Here is a 25,209-nt window from a genome sequence, read left to right on the forward strand (position 1 = left end):
ACGATTTTCAAAATTAATTTCCAAAATTATATCGCAATGTAAATCCAGATCTGATTGAGGTCTGTGGGAATGATGTTGAAATTGCAAAATCAGAGAACGAGTAATCAAAGAAAAAGATTCCTGTAAGATTTCTGTTTAAATCATATTGTGCATTAAACTTAACACCCCAAATGGTTTGCCCTGCTGTAATCTGATTGTTTTCTAAATCCAAATATCTAATTATAGTAAGATTATCTCTAATATTAGCATCTAAGGTTAAATTAAGATCGCTATTAACATTACCGCCTCTATTACCGCCTAGTTTTTTAAATAGTCTTACATTTTTGATTCTGTAACCTAATCCTAATGTATACTCTTTACTTTGCTCTTCAGTCATTAAGTTGTTATCAAAACTCAATAATAGTAAACGGCTTGTTCTAACTTCTGCAGTAACCTGAAGTGAGTTTTTCATTGTAGCCTCAATACGTATTAATGGACTAAAGGATTCTTCCAAATTAATACTACTAAATAGTGTCTCGTTTTTAAAGTTGTTTCCTTGATCTAACTCTGTTGGATTTAATGGATCAAAATCTAGGTTAGTTCTAAATTGATTGATACTATATGTAGAACGGTATCCGTGTTGTAAAGAAAAACGTTTAAAGTTTTTTCTAAACCAAGGCAATTTCATTAATCCAGTATACTTAAGTTGCCAATTAGGAATAGGCACATCTCTAAATGCACCTAAGCTTACCTTATTTGGATTAGAGCCATGATACGCAGACAAAAATGCTGGCAATAATACCTTTTGGTTATTTTTACCGAAACCTACTGGAAAGCCTTCTGCATCTCTAGGGAATGTTGTATTACCATAGAAATTAGTTGCTAGCCTATCTGCAATAATTAATCTATTAGCCCTAAAATCGTCGAAAGCAGCAGAAGCATTTTCATCACTTTTAGAAAATGCTGTACCAATTAAGGATGTAGAAATATTAAAGTTACCAAAAGAGTTGTTTATTAATTCTTCATAAGCATCACTAAACCCATCATTATCACTGTCTAATCCTCTAAAGTTTTGTGCTGTATTTTCTTGGAAGTTTCTACTCCCAATCAAGTCAATTTTTAAATCACGCATTGGCTCTAAATTAGCCGTGAAGTCTAAACGCCTATCTACATTTTCAGTATACTGTTGATTAAACTCTGGGAAGATGGTTAACAAGCCATTTCTTGCAACTGTCTCTCTTATATCTCTCTGACTCCCAAATGTAAAACCAACTGTTGGCTGTAATGTGCCAATAAAACCTGGCGTATCGAGGTATCCAGGTAAAAATGTTCCACTATTCTCAACATAGTTTATGTTAACACGCTTAACCATTGTCACTATATCTAATAGTGTATTGCCTATTTGCTTCCCAACACTTTTCTTTTTTGCTGGCGTATTATTTGTTGAATTGTTTCTATTACCGCCAGATGTTCTTCCTGAGGTATTACGCCTTGAGCTTGCCGCTTTTTTAATTCCTAATTCTTTATACAACGACTCCATATTAAGCGTTGTATTTAAGGTGTGAGCACTATTGTTCTGAATAGTATTACCTAAATTAAAAGTACCTATAACATTATTATTAGCGTCGGTTTGTTCGAAATTGAGATTTAAATCCGAGCCTTTTTGCCACCTAAAATCACTATTGTAAGTATAAGTAGATTGCAAGAAACTTAAAATAGGTATCTTATTTAAAGGGAGTTCATAATTAACTAACAGCTGTTGATTTTGAATATTAGGATCACCAACATCAAAGAAACCATCCCAAACATCTAGCTCTGGATCTTGACGCCCGTTTAGACGATCGTCTATAAAATAGTTACGTACAATATTATTATTACTAGCTGTGAAATTTAAGCTCAACGCATCTGTTAAATTATAATTGATTGCATATTGCATATCAAAAGTATAATTACGTCTAAAGACTTCTTCAATTCCGATATTATTACCTACAAGGGCAACTTCTCTAAATTTCTGACTATTAAAATCTCTATTAATATCTGTATTAATTGAAAAGCTTGTTGGTAATAGATTAACATTAAAATCTTTTAGAATCTTCCAATACCTCCCAGTGAATAATGAATCATTCTTTTTGAAAGGCTCTATTTTCTTTGGCTGAAAACTGTATGCATAATTAACTCCTGCTCTTATATTCTGTTGAAGCGATTGCTCTATCTCAAAATCTCTGTGTTGAACTTTGTTATTAGAATAATTGAACGTAAAGTTTTCTACATCATAGAATCGTTGTGGCTTATCAGTAGTTCTTTGTTTTTTAACACCAATAAAATTTATACTCGTACGCTTAGTATAATTTTCTGATTGACGCTCTATTTGTCGAGCTTCTTCAGCAGATTGCGCGGCATTAACACGAGACTCTAAAGTTAAATCGTTATAAAATGCATCAAACTGAGGTGTGATTAATTCTTCTCCTTGAGAATAATTTAAAGGCAAATTAATGCCCCATTTCTTTGGCAATAATTGTCCTAACTGTACATTAGTTACAACATCATAACCTATAACATCTTCTCTACTTCTCTCGTTAGGATTTTGCTCTAAGCCTCCAAATCCTATTGTACTTCGTTGCCCTGAAGCACTAATAGTAGCAAAATCTGCAAAGTTGGTATCCATAGACATTACTGCAGCCCAGCCACCTTCATTTTCTAGGTCGGACATTCTTAACTCATTAAACCAAACTTCTCCACAAACTGGCGTTCTGTTTTTACCAGAATGTTTCAAGCCTACCATAAGCACTCTGATATTACCAAAATTAGGATTCCCTTTTATGGCTACACGTTGGTTTTTAATACCATCATCAAGACCAGTTCCTGGAAATTCTGGCACAGGATTTTCACCTAAAACACCATCAATGACATCATAATAAGTAGGGTTTTCGTTAGCAAGAGTTTGATTAGAAATCCCTCTTGATTTTATTTCTTGTAAAAACTCTAAAGGAATATTAATCTCATTTTCTTCTGGCCAAATACGACGCTCTACAGATGTGCTTCCACTTTGTATTAAATCACTATTAATTAATGGGATTTCGACCTGATAAAAATTATCTGTAAAATCATTACCCATTCTTATAAACGCCACCAATTCACCATCATCTAACGGCTGTGCTTCTTGAGATTGCGCATGCAAAAACATTCTCATTTTTTTATACTGACGCATATCTAAACTGATGTTTTTAAATACGCCTCTTGAATCATTTAGTTCTAAATCACAGGCTTCAAGAACCAAAGATTGCTCATTCTGTCGGATAACATTATTGTTATTATTTAACTCTTCACGTCTTACGCCCGGAGGAATCACATAATTTCCATCATTTTCTTGAATACCAATAATAGCTACATTAAATTCTGCATCAGCACTATTATTATTAGGATTATTATCTAAATCTTGAGTAAATCGTCTCCAATCACTACGTACTAAATCTAGAGTTGCAAAACGCATCACTGTATTTTCGGTAAAATCAGTCATGTATAAACGTGCAAAACGAACAGACCTAATATCTGTAATGCCCCCTACAGCTCTAGTTGGTTCAGAAATTGGCATTCTAAATTGATACCAAGTGACATCTCTAGTATTTCCATTTGGTAATGTTACTGGTGCAACTTTGATATCATTTATCTGTGGATTATTTACATTTAAAGAGGCTGGAGTAATATCTACTTCGTATTCAAAATAACTATCAATGGTATTCATTGTGTTATCTCTGTTCACATCTTCAACATCTGGTTGTGTAGTATTTCCTCTATTAGTTTGAGAAAACGCATCTGGTGTATTACCTTCAAAACCATTATATTGTCTATAACGCTCAAAGATATTACCATCTGTATTTAAAAAGTATGCATAGTTATCTAAAGATGGGTCTGGTCCAAAATCAAGTGATAATCCAGTTTGTTGCTCTAAGAAATCTACAACATCTTGCTCCTCAATATCGTCATAACCATCGTAACCTACATCTTGGTTAATACGCTCTTGACCAGTTGTCCCAAACGTGTAAATTAATGATTGATTTTGAGGCACTGCATAAGGCGTTTGCAGGTTTATATTTTGTAAAAAATCTATGTTTCCATCTTCAGGTAAACCATTTTCAAATTGTTTTTTACCATCTTTTAAAACATCCTCAGAAATATTACCCAAGTTAATCGTTAATTTACCACCTGGATTTGTTGGGTTATCTAAAAATGGATCTTGCACCCAAAACTCAATATACTCAACATTGGCTTGCTCAAAATCGGTAGAGGTTATCTGCCTTGTTATACCTGCCCAACTATCATTTGGATTTAATGCTTGTCCATTAGCTGCTGATGGATCAAAATTGTATGGTCCACGTTCTGTTGGATAGTAAGCTAAATCTAGTGTATTTATAATAGCTAATTGTCCTTGTACTAAATCAATTTCAGGAAAAATTTCCCTGATAAACACCCGTCTAGTGTATAAATCGGACACATCATCATCTGTAATTTCGCTTGGTCTTTGAGGCCCATAAAATATAGGGTCAATGGTATACCAGTTTAAAAAGGCACGGTCAAAACCATTTTGTATACCTGGATCATCCTCGCCACCTTGAGCATAAATTCGTCCTAATTGTCTAGGTCTACTAGATAGCGTCCAAGATAAAGGTGATAATAAATCTATATTACCTTGAGTGCCTTCAAAATCATCAATATATGCTGTGGCTTCTCCTCCAAAATCTGTTCCTTTTGGGGCGCCAGGAGCGAGATAAGCAAATTCCCCTCTAACTGAAAAGTTAGAAGGAACATCTGTATCTATATTAGGCAATTTATTTACCAATCTTGTAAAGAAAGGCACCTCGGTCGCAAAGTTACCATTAACACCAAAGATGGTATTGTTTATTGGCTCAGAATCAAAATTAGCTTTCTGAGTGATTGGACGCTCGTTTAAGTTTAGAAGTGTTGCGCCTAATAAAAAGTTTTCATTAAACTGATGCTCGACATTAATCCCTGTAAAACGTCTCGTTTGCTGGCCGAAAAGTGCATTGTTCTCAACATCTACATTTATTGGTGTATTTGATGCTTTTAAGGCTTCGTCTAAAATCTCAACGCGACCAGCCGCATAGTTTACAACATAATCTACACCTTCAACTAATAATTGCCCATTAGCAGTAACTCTAACAGAACCTCTAGCTGCATTAAACGGAATTGGTATTCCGCCACTACCACTACTTTTAAAACGCCCTTTTATCTGAAATTTATTCTTTTCGGATTCATCTAAAGCCTGTGTTTTAGTAGTCTTGTATAATAAATCGTAAACGTATTTTTCTTGATTGGCATTAGGATATATATCATCATCATAATCGCCAGGATTTAATGGGTCATCTAATACATCAAAAAGGTAATTACCAAAGGGTTGCACTTTGGTAAATATAATTTTACCATTTTGAACCAATACCGTTTGTCCTGGTACAAAATCAAAGAAACCATCACCTCCTTCTTGCGGATCGTTATTAAAATTTAAACGGTCTACATGAAACAACCGTATTAAAGGTGTTTCTTCAATCTCTGTATCATCAGAAGTTGTAGAAGTGTTATTATCATAAAGTTGCGGGAATGGCACTTGCACACCATTAACTTCAGCTGGTGTAATATAATTTAACGGCGAAGCTTCAGTATAAAAAATATTAAGTCTAAAGTCTTCTTGTGATAATTGGAAAGCACCTGTGTCATAGATGTTTTTCATCATTAAGTCCCAAATTGGTTCTTCTACAGCGGTCACAGCGCTCTTTAACATCTTAAGTACTAAACTCTGATTGTTTACAATCTGGTTATTATTACCTGGATTAACCGTGACATCTGTAGCATCTACACCATCATTAGCAAATTCTCCAACTTGAAATACTTGACCTCCAACTGTATACTGAAATGCTACTGCCAAGACTTCGTCATTTAATAATCTCTGATTTAGAGAAATATACCCTAACTGGGTATTTAAAGTATAATCTTGCCCTTGGTTAAGTTTACGCGCACTCTCTAGAATACCATAGTCAAAACCTTCATTGACTTGTACACCTATACCACTTTGCACATTAGTGATATCTCTTACATTATCGTTAAGCTGAGAACCTGGACCACCAATATTAGTAGGGTCAAAGTCGTTATTGCCATTATCTGGAAAACTAGTTGTTGGTACATTAACAAAACCTGGAGGTGTTACATCAAGACCTATACGTTCTGCTTCTCCTAAATCCTGGAACGCAACAACATTACGCACATTCTGGGTTTGGTTATTTCTGTTTGTAACCCAAACCTCTATTCTGGTAATCTGGATATTATTATTAATATATGGATAGGTATTCATTGCCCTATCATAATCTTGCTCAAAATATTGCGCTAAGAAAAAGTGACGATTTTCGTCATAATCACGAGCAAAAAATTCGAATTCTTCAAGAGTTCCTCCACCTTGTGATGTTACTGAACGGGATTCTGATTGTTGTTCAGAAAACACAGCTGTTACTCTAGTTTTTCCAAATTGTAATTGTGTTTTCACACCAAATAAACTTTGCGCCCCAGTAATTAAGGAGCTGTTAAGCGGCATGTTTACGTTACCTATTTCAATCTTTTGAATAATATCATCTTCTGTAGGTGTGTATTCTAATTTTACTAAATTCTGAAAATCAAATGTACGCTCAGTATCATACTGCGCATTTACTTGAAGACGTGTACCAACAGTACCCGTTAAACTCATACTAATACGCTGGTCAAAATCGAAGGTAAAATTACTTCTATTACGTGGCGTAAATGTTGGGTTGTCTTGTTGTGAGAATAAAATCCCTAAATCTACATCAACAGAACCTTGAGGTATTACAGATATGGTGTTACCCCCAAAAATACTTTCGAAAAAATCTGAATTAACATAAAAATCTGGTAGTAAATTTTTCTGAGCGTCATCTGTTCCTTCTTTCTGTCCTGAGGTTGCATCTATCTTTTCTTTGTAATAGGCATTAAGCTTTTCTCTCTGCACTAATTTTTGAAATTGTGCAGGCGTTAAAATTAATGGGTAATTGATATTAAACTTTCCTATTTTTTCGTTGTAGATGTATCTATCTAATATGGGGTCGTATGTATATAATGTTTGAATACTTCCTACTTTTGGCAACTTAATATCTCCGTATGCAAATGTTGTCTTAGTAGAGTCTTGAGTTGTTGGAGTCGTCTGGGCTGAAACAGCAACAAAACACAATAAGCCTATGATAAATAGGCACCATTTTAATTTGACTAAAAAGAAGGGATTATTAGTATTGGTTGTATTCAAAAGTATTATAAGTTTTTTAAAGCGTCTTTGATTAATGTTTCTACATTAGCGTCTGGTTGCTGAGATATAAGTCTATCTATAACTTTTTCGGATTGTTTTTTATTGAATCCTAAAACCTCTAAAGCAGATAACGCTTCACTTTTGTTAGTATTGTTTTGTGTTACGGAAACTTCATCAATTCCATAAACCTTTAACACTTTATCTTTTAAATCTAAGATTACACGTTGTGCAGTTTTTGCTCCAATACCTTTTACAGATTGAATTAAACCTACATCTCCTGAAGCAATTGCATCTTTGACCTGCTCAGGATTAAGAGATGACAACATGGTACGTGCAATGCTTGCACCTACACCACTTACAGAAATCAATAATTTAAAGATTTCGCGCTCTGTCTTTGTAGAAAAACCATAAAGCGTATGCGCATCTTCTTTAACTTGAAAATATGTGTATAGTTTTAGATGCTCTTTGTCAGGAATTTGACCAAAAGTATGTAATGAAATGTTTAACAAATAGCCAACACCATTACAGTCAATAACTACATCTGTTGGATTCTTCTCAACAAGCTTTCCCTCTATGTGTGTAATCATGTAGTTAAAAAAAAGTTAATGCTCAAATGTAATAAAATTATTGAGACTAAAAAGCCTCAAAAAACAGGAATATCCTTACTTTTTAAGCTTACGTTTTTCGCGCTCTTGTGCATCTATGACTGCAATTGCTGTCATATTTACAATTTCATCAACACTTGCATCTAATTGAAGGATGTGAGCAGGTCTCCTTAGTCCCATCATAATTGGACCAATGGACTCTGCTTTATTTAACTCTTTTAATAATTTATATGTAATATTTGCAGATTCTAAATTTGGAAAAATAAGCGTATTCACCTTACGACCTGCTAATTTTGAGAATGGAAAAGTAGCTTGAAGCATTTCTGAATTTAAAGCAAAATCTGCTTGTAACTCTCCATCTACAATCATATCAGGATATGTTCTATGAAGATACTCAACAGAATCCCTCACTTTTTCTGCAGTCTCATTTTCTGAGGATCCAAAGTTTGAATAGGATACCATTGCCATTACTGGCTCAATACCAAACATTTTTGCCGCATTAGAAGTCATTTGAGCAATCTTGGTTAAATCCTTAGCAGATGGGTTTATATTAATAGCTGTATCACTCAAAAACATTGGCCCTCTTTGCGTCATCATAACATTAGTTGTTGCTATACGAGATACACCTTTGGACATACCTATAAGTTCTAGCATCGGTTTAACTACACTAGGATAACTACGCGAATAACCAGAAATTAATGCATCTGCATCACCTTCGTTTACCATCATAGCTGCAAAATAATTACGCTCTCGCATAATTTTTCTTGCAGAATATTTTGTTACACCGTTACGCTCATGACGTTTCCAATACGAATCAGCATACTTATTTTTTCGTTCTAATTCTTCATCTGATTTTGGGTCAATAATAAGTACATCGGCATCAAACTCGATTTCTTGCATTAATGCTACAATAGTTTCACTACGCCCTAATAAAATAGGAATAGCCACACCTTCTTCATAAACAATCTGTGCTGCTTTTAGCACGTCTAATTGATCCGCTTCTGCAAAAACTACTTTTTTAGGATTAGTTTTAGCACGGTTTAATAATAGACGCACTAATTTATTATCAGAACCTAATCGTTCTAATAAACTGTTTTGGTATTTTTCCCAATCTTCGATTGGCTCTTTGGCTACACCACTTTCCATTGCAGCTTTTGCTACTGCTGGTGGAACTTCGGCAATTAGTCTAGGGTCAAAAGGTTTTGGAATAATATAATCTCTTCCAAATGTGAGGCGTGTTTCACCGTAAGCAATATTTACTTGTTCAGGAACAGGTTCTTTAGCCAGTTTAGATAAAGCTTTAACCGCTGCCATCTTCATAGCTTCGTTAATTTTTGTAGCTCTCACATCTAAAGCACCTCTAAAAATAAAAGGGAATCCAAGTACATTATTCACCTGATTAGGATGATCACTTCGACCCGTAGCCATTATAATATCATCGCGTGTATCTAGTGCTAATTGATAAGCTATTTCAGGATTCGGGTTAGCCATAGCAAAAACTATTGGATTAGCTGCCATAGCTTTAAGCATGTCTGGTGTTACAATATCTGCCATAGACAATCCAACAAACACATCGGCATTAATCATAGCCTCATCTAACGTATCAATCTTTCTGTTAGTTGCAAACTCAGCTTTTTGACTCGTCAAATTATCTCTATCACTTCTGATAACACCTTTGCTATCTAACATGACAATATTCTCACGTTTGGCTCCGCATGATTGATATAATCGAGTACACGAAATTGCAGCAGCACCAGCGCCGCTAACAACAATTTTAACGTCTTCTATATTTTTTTCAGCAAGTTCTAAAGCATTAATTAGTGCAGCTGCTGAGATAATTGCTGTACCATGTTGGTCGTCGTGCATAACAGGAATATCTAACTCCTCTTTTAAACGACGTTCAATTTCAAAAGCTTCTGGGGCTTTAATATCTTCAAGATTAATACCTCCAAAAGTAGGTGCAATATTCTTTACAGTTTCTATAAACTCATCTACATTTTCAGTATCTACTTCGATATCAAAAACGTCAATGTCCGCAAAGATTTTAAAAAGTAACCCTTTACCTTCCATCACAGGCTTAGAAGCTTCAGGACCAATATTTCCAAGCCCTAAAACTGCTGTTCCGTTAGAGATGACAGCAACTAAATTTCCTTTTGTAGTATACTTATAAACGTTTTCTTTATCTCTATCTATCTCTAAACATGGCTCTGCAACTCCGGGAGAATAAGCTAGAGATAAATCACGCTGGGAAGCGTATTTTTTAGTTGGAACAACTTTTATTTTTCCTGGTGTAGGCTTTGCATGATATACTAGGGCTTCTCTTCTTTTGCTTTGCTTGCTCATAATTTAAAACTAAATTAAGCGACAAAGATAAGGATTGCTAGAGTTAATACTTAATCTTTTAAAAACTTAATATTTCTCTGTAAACCTGAGAATTTTGTCCGCTTCACCGCTGACTTTTTAAAAACTTGTCTAAACGTATCTTCCGTAATTTCTTCCCAATCTTTTTTGGTCATGGACAAGAGTTCTGGATGTGGATTAAAAAGAGGTTCGTTATGAGGTTTACTAAATCGATTCCATGGGCAAACGTCTTGACAAACATCACAGCCAAACATCCAATCGTCGAATTTACCTTTAAATCCTGATGGAATATTTTCTTTTAGTTCAATAGTGAAGTATGAAATACACTTGCTCCCATCAACCACATACGGCTCAGTAATCGCTTCTGTTGGACAAGCATCAATACACGCTGTACAAGTACCACAATGGTCAGTAGTTGGTGCGTCGTAATCGAGTTCTAAATCTATGATAAGCTCAGCTATAAAATAAAAAGACCCTGTTTTTTGACTCAATAAATTACTATGCTTTCCAATCCAACCTAAACCTGATTTTGCAGCCCAAGCCTTGTCTAAAACTGGAGCAGAATCAACAAATGCACGGCCATTGACTTCTCCAATTTCTTCATTAATAACATGAAGAAGTTCTTTAAGTTTGTCCTTTATAACAAAATGGTAATCGGTTCCATATGCATATTTTGACAACTTATAACTTTCTCCTGTTTGCTCTTGGCTTGGGTAATAATTTAATAATAAAGACACTACACTTTTTGAGTCTTCGACTAGCAGCGTTGGGTCTAAACGCTTATCGAAATGGTTTTCCATATAACGCATTTCGCCTTGCATATTTTTATTTAACCACGCTTCAAGTCGTGGTGCTTCTTCTTCAAGAAATTCCGCTTTACTTATACCACAAGATAAAAAACCGAGGCGTTTGGCTTCGGTTTTAATAAGTTCAGTGTATTTCGTCTTGTTGTTAATCAAAATAAACCGCCTTGTGTTGGTCCTTTAATTTTACCTAAATGTTTATAGGCTTGCTCAGTAACTTCACGACCTCGTGGCGTTCGCATTATAAAACCTTGCTGAATAAGGAATGGTTCATAAACTTCTTCAATAGTTTCAGAGCTTTCACTAACTGCGGTTGCTAATGTTGTTATACCTACTGGTCCACCTTTGAATTTTTCTATAATTGTCGTTAGGATTTTATTATCCATTTCATCCAAACCATGTGCATCTACATTCAATGCTTCTAAAGCAAATTTTGATATTTTAATATCAATATTTCCATCACCTTTTATCTGAGCAAAATCACGGACACGACGCAATAATGCATTTGCAATACGCGGTGTACCTCTACTTCGTCCAGCAATTTCGATTGCAGCTTCCATAGTAATTGGCATATTTAATATAGCAGCACTACGTTGAACAATCGTCGTTAGTAATTCTGTATTATAATATTGAAGACGGCTACTAATACCAAAACGTGCCCGCATTGGTGCTGTTAATAATCCTGATCGGGTTGTTGCGCCTACTAAAGTAAATGGTGCTAGATTAATTTGTACAGTTCTGGCATTGGGGCCAGACTCTATCATAATATCAATCTTATAATCTTCCATTGCTGAATAGAGATACTCCTCTACTATTGGGCTCAAACGATGAATCTCATCTATAAACAATACGTCTCGTTCATCTAGATTAGTCAACAGACCCGCTAAATCTCCTGGCTTATCTAATACTGGCCCAGAAGTAACCTTTATACCAACACTAAGTTCATTAGCCAAAATATGTGCTAATGTCGTTTTTCCTAAACCTGGAGGCCCATGAAATAAGGTATGATCTAAAGCTTCATCTCTAAGGTTAGCTGCTTGAACAAAAATTTGAAGGTTTTCCAACACTTGATCTTGACCTGTAAAGTCATCAAACGAGAGTGGCCGTAATTTCTTTTCGACATCAAGTTCTTCAGGAGAATAGTTTTCGTTTGTTGGATCTAAGTTTTCGTTCATGAAATAATTTAACTCAAATTATGAAGATACTGAAACAAGTTCAGTACAAGCAAATATAAAGAAAAAGCCTTTCTGTTTTCAGAAAGGCTTTGTATTATAAATTTTAGTAGACATCTAATGATGTAATTCTTCTTCACCGTCTTTCATAGGTACATTTTGAGGCACAAAATCTTCATCATGTCCTGGTTTACTATAATCGTAAGACCAACGATAAACATGAGGTATCTCTCCTGGCCAGTTACCATGCATATGCTTTACTGGTGCTGTCCACTCTAATGTATTAGATTTCCATGGGTTTTGCTCAGCTTTTTTACCATAAAATATACTAACAAAAAAGTTATATAAGAATACCAATTGGAAAATACCACCAACTATGGCAAACATTGTAATTACAACATTAGCGTTAGCTGTGTCATCAAATAACGGAAAGTTTGAGTTTGTATAATACCTACGTGGTAAACCTGCCATACCTATAAAGTGCATTGGAAAGAATACACCGTAAGCACATATTGCTGTAACCCAAAAATGTAGATACCCTAAGTTTTTATTAAGCATTCTACCAAACATTCTTGGGAACCAATGGTAGATACCAGCAAACATTCCATAAAGCGCTGATATACCCATTACTAAATGGAAGTGAGCAACCACAAAGTATGTGTCGTGAACATTAATATCTAATGCAGAATCTCCAAGAATTATACCTGTTAAACCACCAGTAATGAAAGTAGAAACTAGCCCTATTGAAAACAGCATCGCTGGATTCATCTGCAAGTTACCTTTCCAGAGTGTGGTTATATAATTAAATGCTTTTACCGCTGAAGGAATTGCAATTAATAGTGTTGTAAATGTAAATACTGAACCTAAGAATGGATTCATTCCTGATATAAACATATGGTGACCCCAAACAATTGTAGATAAGAATGCAATTGCTAAAATTGAAGCTACCATGGCACGATATCCGAAAATTGGTTTACGTGAGTTGGTTGCAATAATTTCAGAAGTAATACCTAATGCTGGTAATAATACAATATATACTTCAGGGTGACCTAAGAACCAGAATAAATGCTCGAACAATACTGGAGATCCACCTTGGTAATGCAATACTTCACCTTGAATAAATATATCTGATAAGAAGAAAGATGTTCCAAAACTTCTATCCATTATTAATAATAATGCTGCAGACAATAATACTGGGAATGAAATAACACCAATAACAGCAGTGACAAAGAATGCCCATATTGTTAATGGTAAACGTGTCATTGACATTCCTTTTGTACGTAAGTTTATTACCGTTACAATATAGTTAAGAGAACCAAGTAATGATGATGCAATGAATATTGCCATAGATACTAACCATAATGTCATACCCATTCCTGAACCTCCTTGAGCCATTGGCAATGCTGATAAAGGCGGATAAATTGTCCAACCTGCAGCTGCTGGTCCAGCTTCTACAAATAATGAAATTATCATTACAACACTTGACACAAAGAATAACCAATATGATATCATGTTAAGAAAACCTGAGGCCATATCTCTCGCACCAATCTGTAATGGAATTAAAAGGTTACTAAATGTACCACTTAAACCTGCTGTTAATACAAAGAATACCATAATAGTACCATGTATTGTTACAAGAGCTAAATATATATCTGCATCCATTACACCTTCTGGTGCCCATTTCCCTAATAAAGCTTCAAACAAAACATTTGGTTGCTCTGGCCATGCAATTTGCATACGGAACATTATAGACATTAATACACCTATAACTCCCATTATAGTACCAGTAATTAAATACTGCTTAGCAATCATCTTATGATCTTGGCTAAAGATATATTTAGTTACAAAAGTCTCTTTGTGATGATGTACGTCGTGGTCGTCGTGAGCGTGTGTATCTGCTGTTGCTGACATAATCTTTATCTTTTCTTAATCAGTTTATTTATTTAATGAATTTGGGAATGTCTTCTGTTCCGCAATCCATGCATCAAATTCTTCTTGTGTTTCAACTACAATTTTCATTTGCATGTTGTAGTGAGATTTACCACATATTTTATTACATAAAAGCAAATAGTCAAATTGGTAATTTAAATCTTGACCTGCTTCTTCAATTTCTGCTTTGCGCTCTAAACGCAATGCATTAATGTTAGCGACTTTATCCTGTATGTCTGGATTTTGACGCATTTCTGCGGTAGTTATAGTTGGTGTAAATCCAAATTGGGTTACCATACCAGGAACACAATTCATCTGTGCTCTAAAATGTGGCATATAAGCCGAGTGTAAAACATCTTGTGAACGCATCTTGAATAATACAGGTCTACCTACTGGCAAGTGTAATTCTGTAACAATAACATCATCCTGAGCATTTGGATCATCTTCATCTATACCTAATATGTTAGCACGATCTAAATCGATTAATCTAACATTAGCTTTACCTAATACATTATCGTCTCCTCCATATCTGGCTTTCCAGTTAAATTGCTGAGCATATAACTCTACAATCATTGGATCTTCACTTTCATCAATATTCATGATATCATTCCAAGTAAATAATCCGTAGATGATAAGACCGGCTAAAACGATTACGGGAATAACTGTCCAAATGGCTTCAAGTGTATTGTTATCTGCATAAAATAATGCTTTTCGTCCTTTTTCACCTTTATACTTATATGCAAAGTAGTGTAATAAGAATTGCGTAATGGTTTGCACTATAAAAATGATAACCATAGATATAATCATAAGGTTATCTAGTTCTGGACCATGCTCAGATGCAGCGTTAGACATTAAAGGCAAATCACCTAAATACACGAAACTAGCAATAGTAATGGCATAGATGAAGATTAGGAAACCTATCATCATGTAACCATTAAATGTATTATCCTTGTCTGTTGCTACTTGATTGTTTGATGCACCTACTTGCGCCAAATCAAAAATCTTAACCATTTGCCACATGGCAACAGCTACAAATAGTACTATTATAAATATTAACAAAGTTGTCATTATCGTTTCAGTTCTAAATTTTTAATTAATAATGAAAGTGCTCGCTTTCTTTAACAAATGGGTTTCCTTTTGCCAATAAAGGTGCTTTACTTAATGCTGTAAACACAATGAGTAAAAAGACTCCAGCAAAGAAGCATATTGCTCCTAATTCTGGTGCTCCAATAAACCATCTATCACTAACAGTTGCTGGCATAATCATATTGAATATGTCCAAATAGTGACCACATAATATGACGATACCTGCCATAACAACAAACCAAGGTATACGCTTATAATCGCTATTCATCAATAATAATAATGGGAATACAAAGTTCATTGCTACCATACCAAAGAATGGTAATTTGTAATCTTCGATTCTTGATACAAAATATGTTACTTCTTCAGGGATGTTAGAATACCAGATTAACATAAACTGTGAGAACCATAAGTACGTCCAGAAAATACTGATACCAAACATGAATTTAGCTAAATCATGTAAATGGCTATCATTAACAAACTCTAATAATCCTTTAGATTTTAGGTAGATGGTTATTAATGCAATTACTGTAATACCACTTACAAACATACTTGCAAATACATACCAACCAAATAATGTAGAGAACCAATGAGGGTCAACACTCATAATCCAATCCCAAGACATCATAGATTCTGTATAAATATAAAACACAAGGAATGCTGCAGATATTCTAAAATTCTTTTTGAAGTTACTATTACCTTCAGCTGTATCTTGAGCTAATGAAAATTTACGAGAAAAATAACGGTACGCAGACCAACCAGCTAAAAAGATAATTCCTCTTGCAAAGAACCAACCTTTGTTAAGCCAACTTTCTTTAGCTTGAATAATTTCATCATGTGCAACTACTTCAGGATCCATCCAAATAAAAAGATGTGAACCTCCAAAGTAAGCTACTAATAATACTAAAATACCTCCTGGCAACACATAAGATGTAATCCCTTCCATAACTCTAAAAAGTACTGGAGACCATCCTGCTTGTGAAGCATATTGAATAGCGTAAAATGCTAACACACCTAAAGCAATCATAAAGAAGAAAAATGCCGCAACATATAAAGCCGCATAAGGTCTATTGTGTATTTGATGTAATACATGTTCTTCATGACTCATCTTATGCTCTTCAGCATGATCTTCACCATGGGCTTCATCAGCATGTGCAGTAGTTTCGCCGTGAGCTTCTCCATGTCCTTCTTCTGCATGCTCGCCACCATGATGAGATTCGCTAGCTAAAAGCTCTTTAACATCATCAACAGTTTCATAATGGTGAGAATCTAAAAAGCCATATGTCCATCCCAATGCTCCAACGACCATTAAAATGATTGACGCTATCTTTAATCGATTTGAAATTTTATATTCCATTTATATAATCTTTATCTAAATCTTATTTTTCTAAATCAGCTTTTAGTTTTTCAACATAAGCTACTACCTGCCAACGTTCTTCTTCACTCATAAAGTTTGCATAAGAACCCATAGAGTTTAATCCGTAATAAATAACATGATAGATACTTCCTTCTGTTAATTCTCTAGTGTCATAGCTTGGTACACCAAGGATTTTTTCACGCTTCATTAAAGTACCTTGACCGTCACCTTTGTTACCATGACAAATACCACAGTATATATCATATAATTCTTTTCCTCTTGCGAAATCAACCGCTGAAGAATCTAAAGGACTTTCTAATCCTGCCTTTGCTTCTTCATACCCTTCTGTCGTATCTTCAATCTCGTATAAAGAATAACCTCTTGGAATTGTTCCTTCAACAGGTAATTGAGCTTCCATATCTCCTTTAAACGCATCAGATTCTTGATAAGGTTCATAGCCTACAGGCTGATACATATTTGGCATATATTGATAGTTACGTCTTGTTTTTTTGTTACAAGACACTATAGTAAATAGCATTACTAATACTACTGTTATTTTTAGTGTAGTCTTCATATTAATGTGCTTCTTCGTCTTTATCAATAATATTAATCTCAACAGCACCTGTTTCTTTTAACAAGCTTGTTAAGTCAGCTTCGTTATTATGGATAGCTATTTCCATAAGGAAATGGTCATCTGTTGTTCTTGGGTCTGGATTTTCTGCTTTCTTAAAAGGCCACATTCTACTACGTAAGTAAAATGTAATAACCATTAAATGGGCTGCAAAAAACACCGTAAGCTCAAACATAATCGGCACAAAAGCTGGCATGTTTTCTAGGTAACTAAAACTTGGCTTACCACCAATATCTTGTGGCCAGTCTTTAATCATGATAAAATTCATCATCACAATTGCAACAGTTAAACCAACACAACCATACATAAACGCAGCAATTGCAATTCGTGTAGGTGCTAATCCCATAGCTTTATCTAGTCCATGTACAGGAAAAGGTGTATATATTTCTTCGATATGATGCTTTTCAGCCTTTACCTTTTTAACGGCAGACATTAAGATATCATCATCGTTATAAATAGCATGAACTACTTTTGAAGCTGCTTCCATATCTATTATTAGTTTAATAAGTTTTTAGCTTGTCCAGCCCAATCATCTCTCTCCGCTCTTCCTGGGAAAGAACCTGTGATTGAGTCTAACAAGTCATATTCTTTTTTGGTCATCTTACTTACTTGAAGGAACGTATAAATACCAATACTATTTAATACTTCTTCCATTTTAGGTCCAATACCATTTACTTTCTTTAAATCATCGGCAGTACCTGTCGTGGCATCAAAAGCACCTATACTTCCTAAAAGGTCGCTAACTTTAGCATCATTAGAAGAAGATGCATCAGAATTCGACGTACTAGCCATTTGAGCAGTTGATGAAGATGTTCTATCATCAGCTCCTGTACCTACTAAACTATCACCACGCTCTCTAATTTTTTTGTAACGCTCACCTGAAGATTTTAAAATTGTTTTTACTTCTGCCTGTGCTATTACAGGGAATGTACGCGAGTACAATAAGAATAACACAAAGAAGAATCCAATTGTTCCTATAAAGATTCCTATATCAACAAATGTTGGAGAGAACATAGACCATGACGATGGTAAGTAATCTCTGTGTAATGATGTTACAATAATTACAAAACGCTCAAACCACATTCCTATGTTTACTACAATAGAAATAAAGAAAGAGAACATAATACTTGTACGTAATTTTTTGAACCACATAAACTGTGGTGAGAATACATTACAGGTCATCATTGCCCAATATGCCCACCAGTAAGGTCCAGTAGCTCTGTTTAAGAATGCATATTGCTCATACTCAACACCTGAATACCATGCTATAAATAACTCCGTAATATAAGCTACACCTACTATAGAACCTGTAATCATAATGACTATGTTCATTAACTCGATGTGCTGCACGGTAATATAATCTTCTAGATTACATACTTTACGCATGATGATTAATAATGTATTTACCATGGCAAATCCTGAGAAAATCGCACCAGCAACAAAGTATGGTGGGAAAATCGTGGTATGCCATCCTGGTATTACTGACGTTGCGAAATCAAACGATACAATGGTGTGTACAGACAATACTAAAGGTGTTGCTAAACCAGCAAGTACCAATGAAACTTCTTCAAAACGTTGCCAATCTTTAGCACGTCCAGACCATCCAAAACTTAATAAAGCATATATTTTCTTTTGGAAAGGCTTAACTGCTCTATCGCGAATCATTGCAAAATCTGGTAATAAACCTGTCCACCAGAATACTAATGAAACAGATAAGTATGTAGAAATTGCAAATACATCCCAAAGTAATGGTGAGTTAAAGTTTACCCATAATGAACCAAATTGGTTAGGAATTGGTAATACCCAATAGGCTAACCATGGGCGACCCATGTGAATAATTGGGAATAAACCAGCTTGTACAACTGAGAAAATGGTCATGGCTTCCGCAGAACGGTTAATAGCCATACGCCATTTTTGACGGAATAATAAAAGTACTGCAGAAATTAAGGTTCCTGCGTGACCAATACCTACCCACCAAACAAAGTTTGTAATATCCCAAGCCCAGTTTACAGTCTTATTAAGACCCCAAACGCCGATTCCTGTAGATATGGTATAAATAATACAACCTATTCCCCAAAGGAATGCTACAAGAGCAATACTAAAAACAATCCACCAAGCGCGGTTTGCTTTTCCTTCGACAGGTCTAGCAACTTCGACAGTGACGTCGTGATAGGATTTTTCTCCAGTTACTAAAGGTCTTCTAATAGGTGCTTCGTAATGAGACGCCATAATTATATATTGATTTCTTTATTAATTTAAGCTTCTTTCGTATTTCTAACTTTCGTATGATAGAACACATTAGGTTTTGTACCAACGTACTCTAATAAATGATACATACGGTCGTCTTCTTTTAATTTGGCTACTTCACTTTCCTTATCATTAACATCACCAAATATCATCGCGCCACTTCCACAAGCTGCTGAACAAGCTGTTTGGAATTCGCCATCTTTAACTTCACGTCCATCACGCTTAGCATCCAAAATAGTTTTCTGCGTCTTTTGGATACAGAATGAACATTTTTCCATCACACCACGAGAACGAACAGTAACGTCTGGGTTTAATACCATACGTCCTAAATCATCATTCATAAAGTAATCGAACTCGTCATTTTGGCTGTATAAGAACCAGTTGAAACGACGTACTTTATATGGACAGTTATTTGCACAGTAACGTGTCCCTACACAACGGTTATATGCCATGTGGTTTTGACCTTGACGACCGTGAGCTGTTGCTGCAACAGGACATACAGTCTCGCAAGGTGCGTGATTACAGTGCTGACACATTACTGGTTGGAATACCACTTGAGGATTCTCATTAGGATTTTCCATTTCACCAAACTCACTTAATGAACTTCCTAAACCAGAAATGTTTTCTTTCTTTTCTAAATCATCACTGAAGGTATCTTCTGATGAGTAATATCTATCAATACGCAACCAATGCATATCTCTACTACGTCTCATTTCAGATTTACCAACAACAGGCACATTGTTTTCTGCGTGACATGCAATTACACATGCACCACAACCTGTACAGGCATTTAAATCTATCGATAAGTTAAAGTGATGTCCTACAGAACGATCAAACTCATCCCATAAATCTACATCTGGAGATGTTACAGGCGTTTCGATATGATTTAATGATACTTCAGGAATAGCATTCCAGTATTTTTTATCTTTTGTGTTGAATACCTCTAAAGTGGTTTCTTTAATGATATCTCCACGTCCCATTAAGGTATTGTGCAATTGCACACAAGCAAATTCATGCTCTCCAGCAGCTTTAGAAATAGAAACTTCTTGAACTGCATTAAAGTTTTGATATAATGGGTAGGCGTTTACACCTGTTTGCATTTCTGTTTTAAGACCAGACGTTCTACCATAACCTAATGATAAACCTACTGAGCCTTTTGCTTGACCTGGCTGAATTAATACTGGTACATCTTTAACAGTCACACCATTTACAGTAACGTCTACTTTACTACCATTAAGTCCACCATTTGCAACGTTTTCATTTACTAAACCTGCAGCGTCTGCATCTGCTTTTGAAATCGTTAAATAATTATCCCAAGATGTTCTTGTTATTGGATCAGGAAATTCTTGTAACCAAGGGTTATTGGCTTGTTGCCCATCTCCTAAACCAGTTTTGGTATAGATTGACAATTCCATTCCGCTTGACTTAGCAGAAGAAGCTAAAGCTCTTGCTGCATTTCCGTTTGGTGTTTCAACATCTTCAGTATCTGAAGTTGTAGTAGTTTCTTCAACAGTTGAAGACCCAGAAACAAACACCCCATCATGTAATGCTTGGTTATAAGAAGCACCATTAAGAATGCTTTCTTTCCAAGTGGCCTTTATATAATCGTTATATGCTGTTGCATTGTCTGTCCACGTTAATAATACATCCTGAAATTGTTTTGTATCAAACAAAGGACGGATTGTCGGTTGCATTAATGCGTAGTGACCTGTTTTTATTTCAACATCTCCCCAAGATTCTAAATAATGAGGCGCTGCAGCAATATAATCACAGTTTATCGCTGTTTCGTCTTGCTTCATAGAGAAAGCAATAGACTTAGTTTTCTTTAAACCTTCAGCAAAATCGGCTGCATTTGGTAATGTGTACATTGGATTTACTCCAACCATTACTAAAGCACCTACTTTACCAGCTTTCATATCGGCAACCAATTGCATTACGGCTTTATCGTTACCTTGCTTTGTATTAATTGTAGTTGTTGTATCAAAAGCCTTACTAGACAATGCCTCGTTAAGCTCTAACACAACAGTTTGTGCATTTACATCTTGAATGCCTGTAACTACAACACCATTACTACCTGCTTTCTTTAATTCTGAAGCTGCAGCTCTAACGGCTTTATCTAAATTTTCTGGAAGATTACCACTAACACCATTTCCAGTAACATAGCTATATAATTTAGCTAATGCTAAACGTTGTTCACTTGGCTTCATTGGCACTCGCTTGTCCGCGTTAGCACCAGTTAAAGACATATTAGATTCAAACTGGATATGACGCGACATTTTCCCATGGTCAGGGATACGCTTATTCGCATAAGCAGAATCAAATCCGCCACCTTGCCAATCTCCTAAGAAATCTGCACCAACAGACACAATAGTCATGGCTTTAGAAAAATCATAATTTGCTAAAGCTCGTTTACCATATTTTGCCTGAAACGCATCTAATGCTGCTGATTCTGAAACCGCATCGTAAGATACGTGACGCACATTACCATACTTTTCTGTAAACTCCCCAACTAACTTAGACGTTGAAGGACTTGCTAAAGTTTGTGTTAAGAATACAATTTCTTTATCACCAACTTCGTTTAAAATCTTTTTAGTGTCTGTATTAAAAGTATCCCATGAAATAGCAGTATCGCCTTTCATCGGCCCTTTAACACGCAAACTATCGTATAAACCTAAAATTGAAGCATTAACTCTTGCATTGGCATGACCATTGGTTTTTGCCAAATTGTTATTCTCAATTTTTATTGGTCGGCCTTCTCTTGTTTTCACTAAAACACTAGCAAAGTCATAACCATCTGCAATTGTAGTTGCATAATAGTTAGCTACACCAGGAACAATCTCCTTTGGCTGTACTACGTAAGGTATAGACTTTACAACTGGTCCTTCACAGGCTGCTAAAGAAGCGGCTGCTGTACTAAAACCAACATATTTTAAGAAATCACGACGCGTAGTAGATGAAGATTCTAATGTTTCTTTATCTCCTAAAAACTCATCTGTAGGAATTGCTTCCACAAATTCATTTTGTTGTAGCGTCTCAACAATAGGGCTATTTTCGTTTAGCTCCTCAACACTTTTCCAGTATTTCTTGTTTGATGACATATAATTGTGAGTTACTTCTTAATTATTAATAATGACACTTACCACATTCTAATCCACCCATTTGCGCTGCAGTTAACTGCTCCACTCCATATTTCTTAGATAATTGCTCGTGAATTTTTGTATAGTATGCGTTGTCTTTAACTTTTACATTTGTTTCTCTGTGGCAATTGATACACCAACCCATTGTTAATGGCGCGTGCTGGTACATAATTTCCATTTCTTCAACCGGACCATGACATGTCTGACACTCAATACCTGCAACAGAAACGTGCTGAGAGTGATTAAAGTAAGCAAAGTCAGGTAAGTTATGAATACGTATCCATTTTACTGGACTTGTTTCTCCAGTGTATGCTCTACCATCCCAACCTACAGCATCATATAGTTTTTGAATTTCAGCATTATAATCAACACCATACTCTTGCCCTTCTGCTAAAGTTTCAGGAGCTACTTCCGAAATTGTTTTATGACAGTTCATACACACATTCAAAGAAGGAATACCTGAAGTTTTACTAACTCTTGCAGATGAGTGACAGTATTTACAATCTATCTTATTATCTCCCGCGTGGATTCTGTGTGAGTAATGTATTGGCTGCACAGGCTCGTAACCTTGATCCACACCCACTTGCATAAAGTAGCCGTAAACAAAATACCCACTAGCTAATAATAAGGCTATAGATGTTACTAACACTAAGAATTGGTTTTGAACAAAGGCTTTCCAAATCGGTATTCCTTTTTCACTCTCAGCAACCGCAATACCTTTTGCATCAGCAAAACGCTTTAATGTTCTGTTAACCAAAACAAGTGCCATAGCCAATAATGCAAATAATAGAGCTAAAGCTCCAAGAATTATTTCATTTGAAATCCCAGGTTCTGGAACTACAATTGGTGTATCATCTCCACCACCTGGAGTTGGCTCTGGCACAAAAGCGGTGTAGGCCAAAACATTATCTATATCTTCATTTGATAAGAAAGAAAATGAATTCATCGCACTTGCATCATAATCCTTTATCTTATTTGCGTAAGCATCTCCTGCATTTATTAAAGCAGAATTATTTTTTATCCATGCATATAGCCAATCTCTATCCAAGCCTTCATCTTCTGAAAGCCTTGCTTCAACATTTCGTAATGCAGGACCAGTCATTGCCTTATCTAACTTATGACAAGCTGCACAATGCGTGTTAAATAAAGTTTTTCCTTTTGCTGGATCGCCATCTTGGGCCAAAACGGTAGTTGAAAACGTAAGTAATAATATTAAACCTAAACGAAGAATATTTGAGGTTAAATTACGGTAGATAACGTGTTTCATATGTGTAGTTGAATTATCTTCTAAAGTTTGGTACGATTTTTTCAGTAAAATATGATAAAAACCATGTTTCTAAAAACTCATGCAAAAATAAGGCATAAAGTCGATTTTAGAAATGTTAGAGAAGTCATAATATTTAATTTATAAACATTCTAAATAACAATATAATCGTTGAATACGTTAAGAAAATATAACTTTGCAATACAAACAAAAGATTATGAATAATTTGAATATAAAAACTCTTTACTTTTTAATACTTACTACAATATCTGTATCTCTATCTGCACAAGAAGGAACAGTTACTGTTAATCAGCCAGATGCTATTAATAAGCTCTTAGAATTTAAAAAAGATGTCAAAACTGTTGAAACATTTAAAATTCAAGTCTACAGTGGCGATAGTTCTTTTAGAGCTGAAAAAGTAAAGTCTGAATTTAGAGAAAAATATAGCCAGTGGCCAACAGAAATGGTCTTTAACACACCTAATTACAAAATTTGGGTTGGTAATTTTAGAGACCGATTAGAAGCTGATCGTGCCCTCCTACGTATTAAGAAAAATTATATGAATGCTTTTATCTTTCAGCCTAAGAAAGATTAAAACTTAATATCTAAAATAAAAAGAGCGAAACCTAAATACCGGTTTCGCTCTTTTTTTATTGAATAATTATTTTCTTTTTTAATGTTGTATCATCTATTCTAATTTTCAGAAAATAGACACCTCGTCTTAATTGAGAAACATCAATATAATTGACATCTTTTTGAGTAACAACACGCTTACCTAAAACATCAAAGAGTGAGACAGTATACTCTTGTTCTAGAGCGCTTCCACTAAGATACAATTTGTCTTTTACAGGGTTTGGATAGACTCTGAATTGTGTTTCTATAGTATTATCATCTATACCCAAAACACTTCCAGACAAACTATTAATTACTCCGCATTGAGACAGTGTAACCGTAGTTGCTTCTTCCCAAGTACCTAAGGTTAATCCTGGTGGATTAGGCATTGAAGCTTCATCATTATAATACAGCAAATAGGTATTCGTAAAATTATCATTCCCGTCATCTGCTAAAATTTCCCATCGTGTATTGGCTGAACTCCACTCAATTTTCAGTTTACAAAAACCTATACCGCTACAATCTCTTGAACCCATCATTGGGTCTGCAACCGTCTCGAAACTATTGCGCCCATTTACAGTATTAACTTGCTCAAAAATATAGTCATTACTGTCTAATAGAGTATTACATGCATTCATCGTAATCTGTTGTGAAAACATGGAAACACTACACACACAGAAAAGCACAGCAAAAATCTGATTAAAGAGTTTCATA

The 25,209-nt window shown here is 35.2% G+C and carries 15 protein-coding genes; 1 reads left to right on the forward strand and 14 read right to left on the reverse strand.

Annotated elements, in window-relative coordinates; translation table 11 throughout:
* Nucleotides 1-13: 13 nt before the first annotated feature.
* The 13 genes from sprA to Q0770_RS02660 all read right to left on the reverse strand — a co-directional run bounded on the left by sprA (nt 14) and on the right by Q0770_RS02660 (nt 23,886).
* Nucleotides 14-7,294: a cell surface protein SprA gene (gene sprA, locus Q0770_RS02600; RefSeq protein WP_299113701.1), complete on the reverse strand. Its 7,281-nt coding sequence runs from the start codon at nt 7,292-7,294 to the stop codon at nt 14-16.
* 5 nt (nt 7,295-7,299) lie between these two features.
* A complete protein-coding gene (ruvA, locus tag Q0770_RS02605) occupies nt 7,300-7,881 on the reverse strand; it encodes a Holliday junction branch migration protein RuvA (RefSeq protein WP_299113705.1) in 582 nt (193 codons plus the stop codon).
* A gap of 75 nt (nt 7,882-7,956) precedes the next feature.
* Nucleotides 7,957-10,242 carry an NADP-dependent malic enzyme gene (locus tag Q0770_RS02610; RefSeq protein ID WP_299113706.1) on the reverse strand — a complete coding sequence of 762 codons (2,286 nt, stop codon included), beginning with the start codon at nt 10,240-10,242 and terminating at the stop codon, nt 7,957-7,959.
* Nucleotides 10,243-10,292: 50 nt separating this feature from the next.
* Nucleotides 10,293-11,219, reverse strand: a complete 927-nt coding sequence (queG, locus tag Q0770_RS02615; RefSeq protein ID WP_370454710.1) for a tRNA epoxyqueuosine(34) reductase QueG — start codon at nt 11,217-11,219, stop codon at nt 10,293-10,295.
* The gene (gene ruvB / locus Q0770_RS02620; protein ID WP_299113708.1) at nt 11,216-12,238 is read right to left on the reverse strand and encodes a Holliday junction branch migration DNA helicase RuvB; all 1,023 of its coding nucleotides are present in this window, start codon (nt 12,236-12,238) and stop codon (nt 11,216-11,218) included. The genes queG and ruvB overlap by 4 nt, the downstream gene beginning before the upstream one ends.
* A 114-nt stretch (nt 12,239-12,352) precedes the next feature.
* Nucleotides 12,353-14,146 (reverse strand): cbb3-type cytochrome c oxidase subunit I, encoded by a 1,794-nt coding sequence (locus tag Q0770_RS02625; RefSeq protein WP_299113710.1) that lies wholly within the window; start codon nt 14,144-14,146, stop codon nt 12,353-12,355.
* A 24-nt stretch (nt 14,147-14,170) separates the two neighbouring features.
* On the reverse strand, nt 14,171-15,232 hold the full coding sequence (locus Q0770_RS02630) for a cytochrome c oxidase subunit II (protein WP_299113713.1): 1,062 nt from the start codon (nt 15,230-15,232) through the stop codon (nt 14,171-14,173).
* Nucleotides 15,233-15,257: 25 nt separating this feature from the next.
* Entirely contained in the window at nt 15,258-16,604 is a 1,347-nt protein-coding gene (locus tag Q0770_RS02635; RefSeq protein ID WP_299113715.1) for a quinol:cytochrome C oxidoreductase, read from the reverse strand.
* A 22-nt stretch (nt 16,605-16,626) separates the two neighbouring features.
* Nucleotides 16,627-17,178: a cytochrome c gene (locus Q0770_RS02640; RefSeq protein ID WP_299113716.1), complete on the reverse strand. Its 552-nt coding sequence runs from the start codon at nt 17,176-17,178 to the stop codon at nt 16,627-16,629.
* A gap of 1 nt (nt 17,179) precedes the next feature.
* Nucleotides 17,180-17,722: a DUF3341 domain-containing protein gene (locus tag Q0770_RS02645; RefSeq protein ID WP_299113718.1), complete on the reverse strand. Its 543-nt coding sequence runs from the start codon at nt 17,720-17,722 to the stop codon at nt 17,180-17,182.
* An 8-nt stretch (nt 17,723-17,730) separates the two neighbouring features.
* Nucleotides 17,731-19,464 carry an NrfD/PsrC family molybdoenzyme membrane anchor subunit gene (nrfD, locus tag Q0770_RS02650; RefSeq protein ID WP_299113720.1) on the reverse strand — a complete coding sequence of 578 codons (1,734 nt, stop codon included), beginning with the start codon at nt 19,462-19,464 and terminating at the stop codon, nt 17,731-17,733.
* A gap of 26 nt (nt 19,465-19,490) precedes the next feature.
* Nucleotides 19,491-22,580: a TAT-variant-translocated molybdopterin oxidoreductase gene (locus Q0770_RS02655; RefSeq protein ID WP_299113722.1), complete on the reverse strand. Its 3,090-nt coding sequence runs from the start codon at nt 22,578-22,580 to the stop codon at nt 19,491-19,493.
* Nucleotides 22,581-22,605: 25 nt separating this feature from the next.
* Nucleotides 22,606-23,886, reverse strand: a complete 1,281-nt coding sequence (locus Q0770_RS02660) for a c-type cytochrome (RefSeq protein WP_299113724.1) — start codon at nt 23,884-23,886, stop codon at nt 22,606-22,608.
* Between the two features lie 214 nt (nt 23,887-24,100).
* Between Q0770_RS02660 and Q0770_RS02665 the strand changes: the two genes are divergently transcribed.
* A complete protein-coding gene (locus tag Q0770_RS02665) occupies nt 24,101-24,478 on the forward strand; it encodes an SPOR domain-containing protein (RefSeq protein WP_299113726.1) in 378 nt (125 codons plus the stop codon).
* A 55-nt stretch (nt 24,479-24,533) separates the two neighbouring features.
* Here Q0770_RS02665 and Q0770_RS02670 read toward each other — a convergent pair whose 3' ends face one another.
* Complete coding sequence (locus Q0770_RS02670; RefSeq protein WP_299113728.1) at nt 24,534-25,208, reverse strand: T9SS type A sorting domain-containing protein; 675 nt, start codon at nt 25,206-25,208, stop codon at nt 24,534-24,536.
* Between the last annotated feature and the right edge of the window lies 1 nt (nt 25,209).

It is taken from the genome of uncultured Winogradskyella sp. (assembly GCF_947501905.1).
GTDB lineage: Bacteria > Bacteroidota > Bacteroidia > Flavobacteriales > Flavobacteriaceae > Winogradskyella.

Excerpts from the sequence above, each read along its gene's own strand:
- ruvA (WP_299113705.1), bottom strand. The coding sequence starts at position 7,881 with ATGATTACACACATAGAGGGAAAGCTTGTTGAGAAGAATCCAACAGAT.
- Q0770_RS02610 (WP_299113706.1), bottom strand. The coding sequence starts at position 10,242 with ATGAGCAAGCAAAGCAAAAGAAGAGAAGCCCTAGTATATCATGCAAAG.
- ruvB (WP_299113708.1), bottom strand. The coding sequence starts at position 12,238 with ATGAACGAAAACTTAGATCCAACAAACGAAAACTATTCTCCTGAAGAA.
- Q0770_RS02625 (WP_299113710.1), bottom strand. The coding sequence starts at position 14,146 with ATGTCAGCAACAGCAGATACACACGCTCACGACGACCACGACGTACAT.
- Q0770_RS02630 (WP_299113713.1), bottom strand. The coding sequence starts at position 15,232 with ATGACAACTTTGTTAATATTTATAATAGTACTATTTGTAGCTGTTGCC.
- Q0770_RS02635 (WP_299113715.1), bottom strand. The coding sequence starts at position 16,604 with ATGGAATATAAAATTTCAAATCGATTAAAGATAGCGTCAATCATTTTA.
- Q0770_RS02640 (WP_299113716.1), bottom strand. The coding sequence starts at position 17,178 with ATGAAGACTACACTAAAAATAACAGTAGTATTAGTAATGCTATTTACT.
- Q0770_RS02645 (WP_299113718.1), bottom strand. The coding sequence starts at position 17,722 with ATGGAAGCAGCTTCAAAAGTAGTTCATGCTATTTATAACGATGATGAT.
- nrfD (WP_299113720.1), bottom strand. The coding sequence starts at position 19,464 with ATGGCGTCTCATTACGAAGCACCTATTAGAAGACCTTTAGTAACTGGA.
- Q0770_RS02655 (WP_299113722.1), bottom strand. The coding sequence starts at position 22,580 with ATGTCATCAAACAAGAAATACTGGAAAAGTGTTGAGGAGCTAAACGAA.
- Q0770_RS02660 (WP_299113724.1), bottom strand. The coding sequence starts at position 23,886 with ATGAAACACGTTATCTACCGTAATTTAACCTCAAATATTCTTCGTTTA.
- Q0770_RS02665 (WP_299113726.1), top strand. The coding sequence starts at position 24,101 with ATGAATAATTTGAATATAAAAACTCTTTACTTTTTAATACTTACTACA.
- Q0770_RS02670 (WP_299113728.1), bottom strand. The coding sequence starts at position 25,208 with ATGAAACTCTTTAATCAGATTTTTGCTGTGCTTTTCTGTGTGTGTAGT.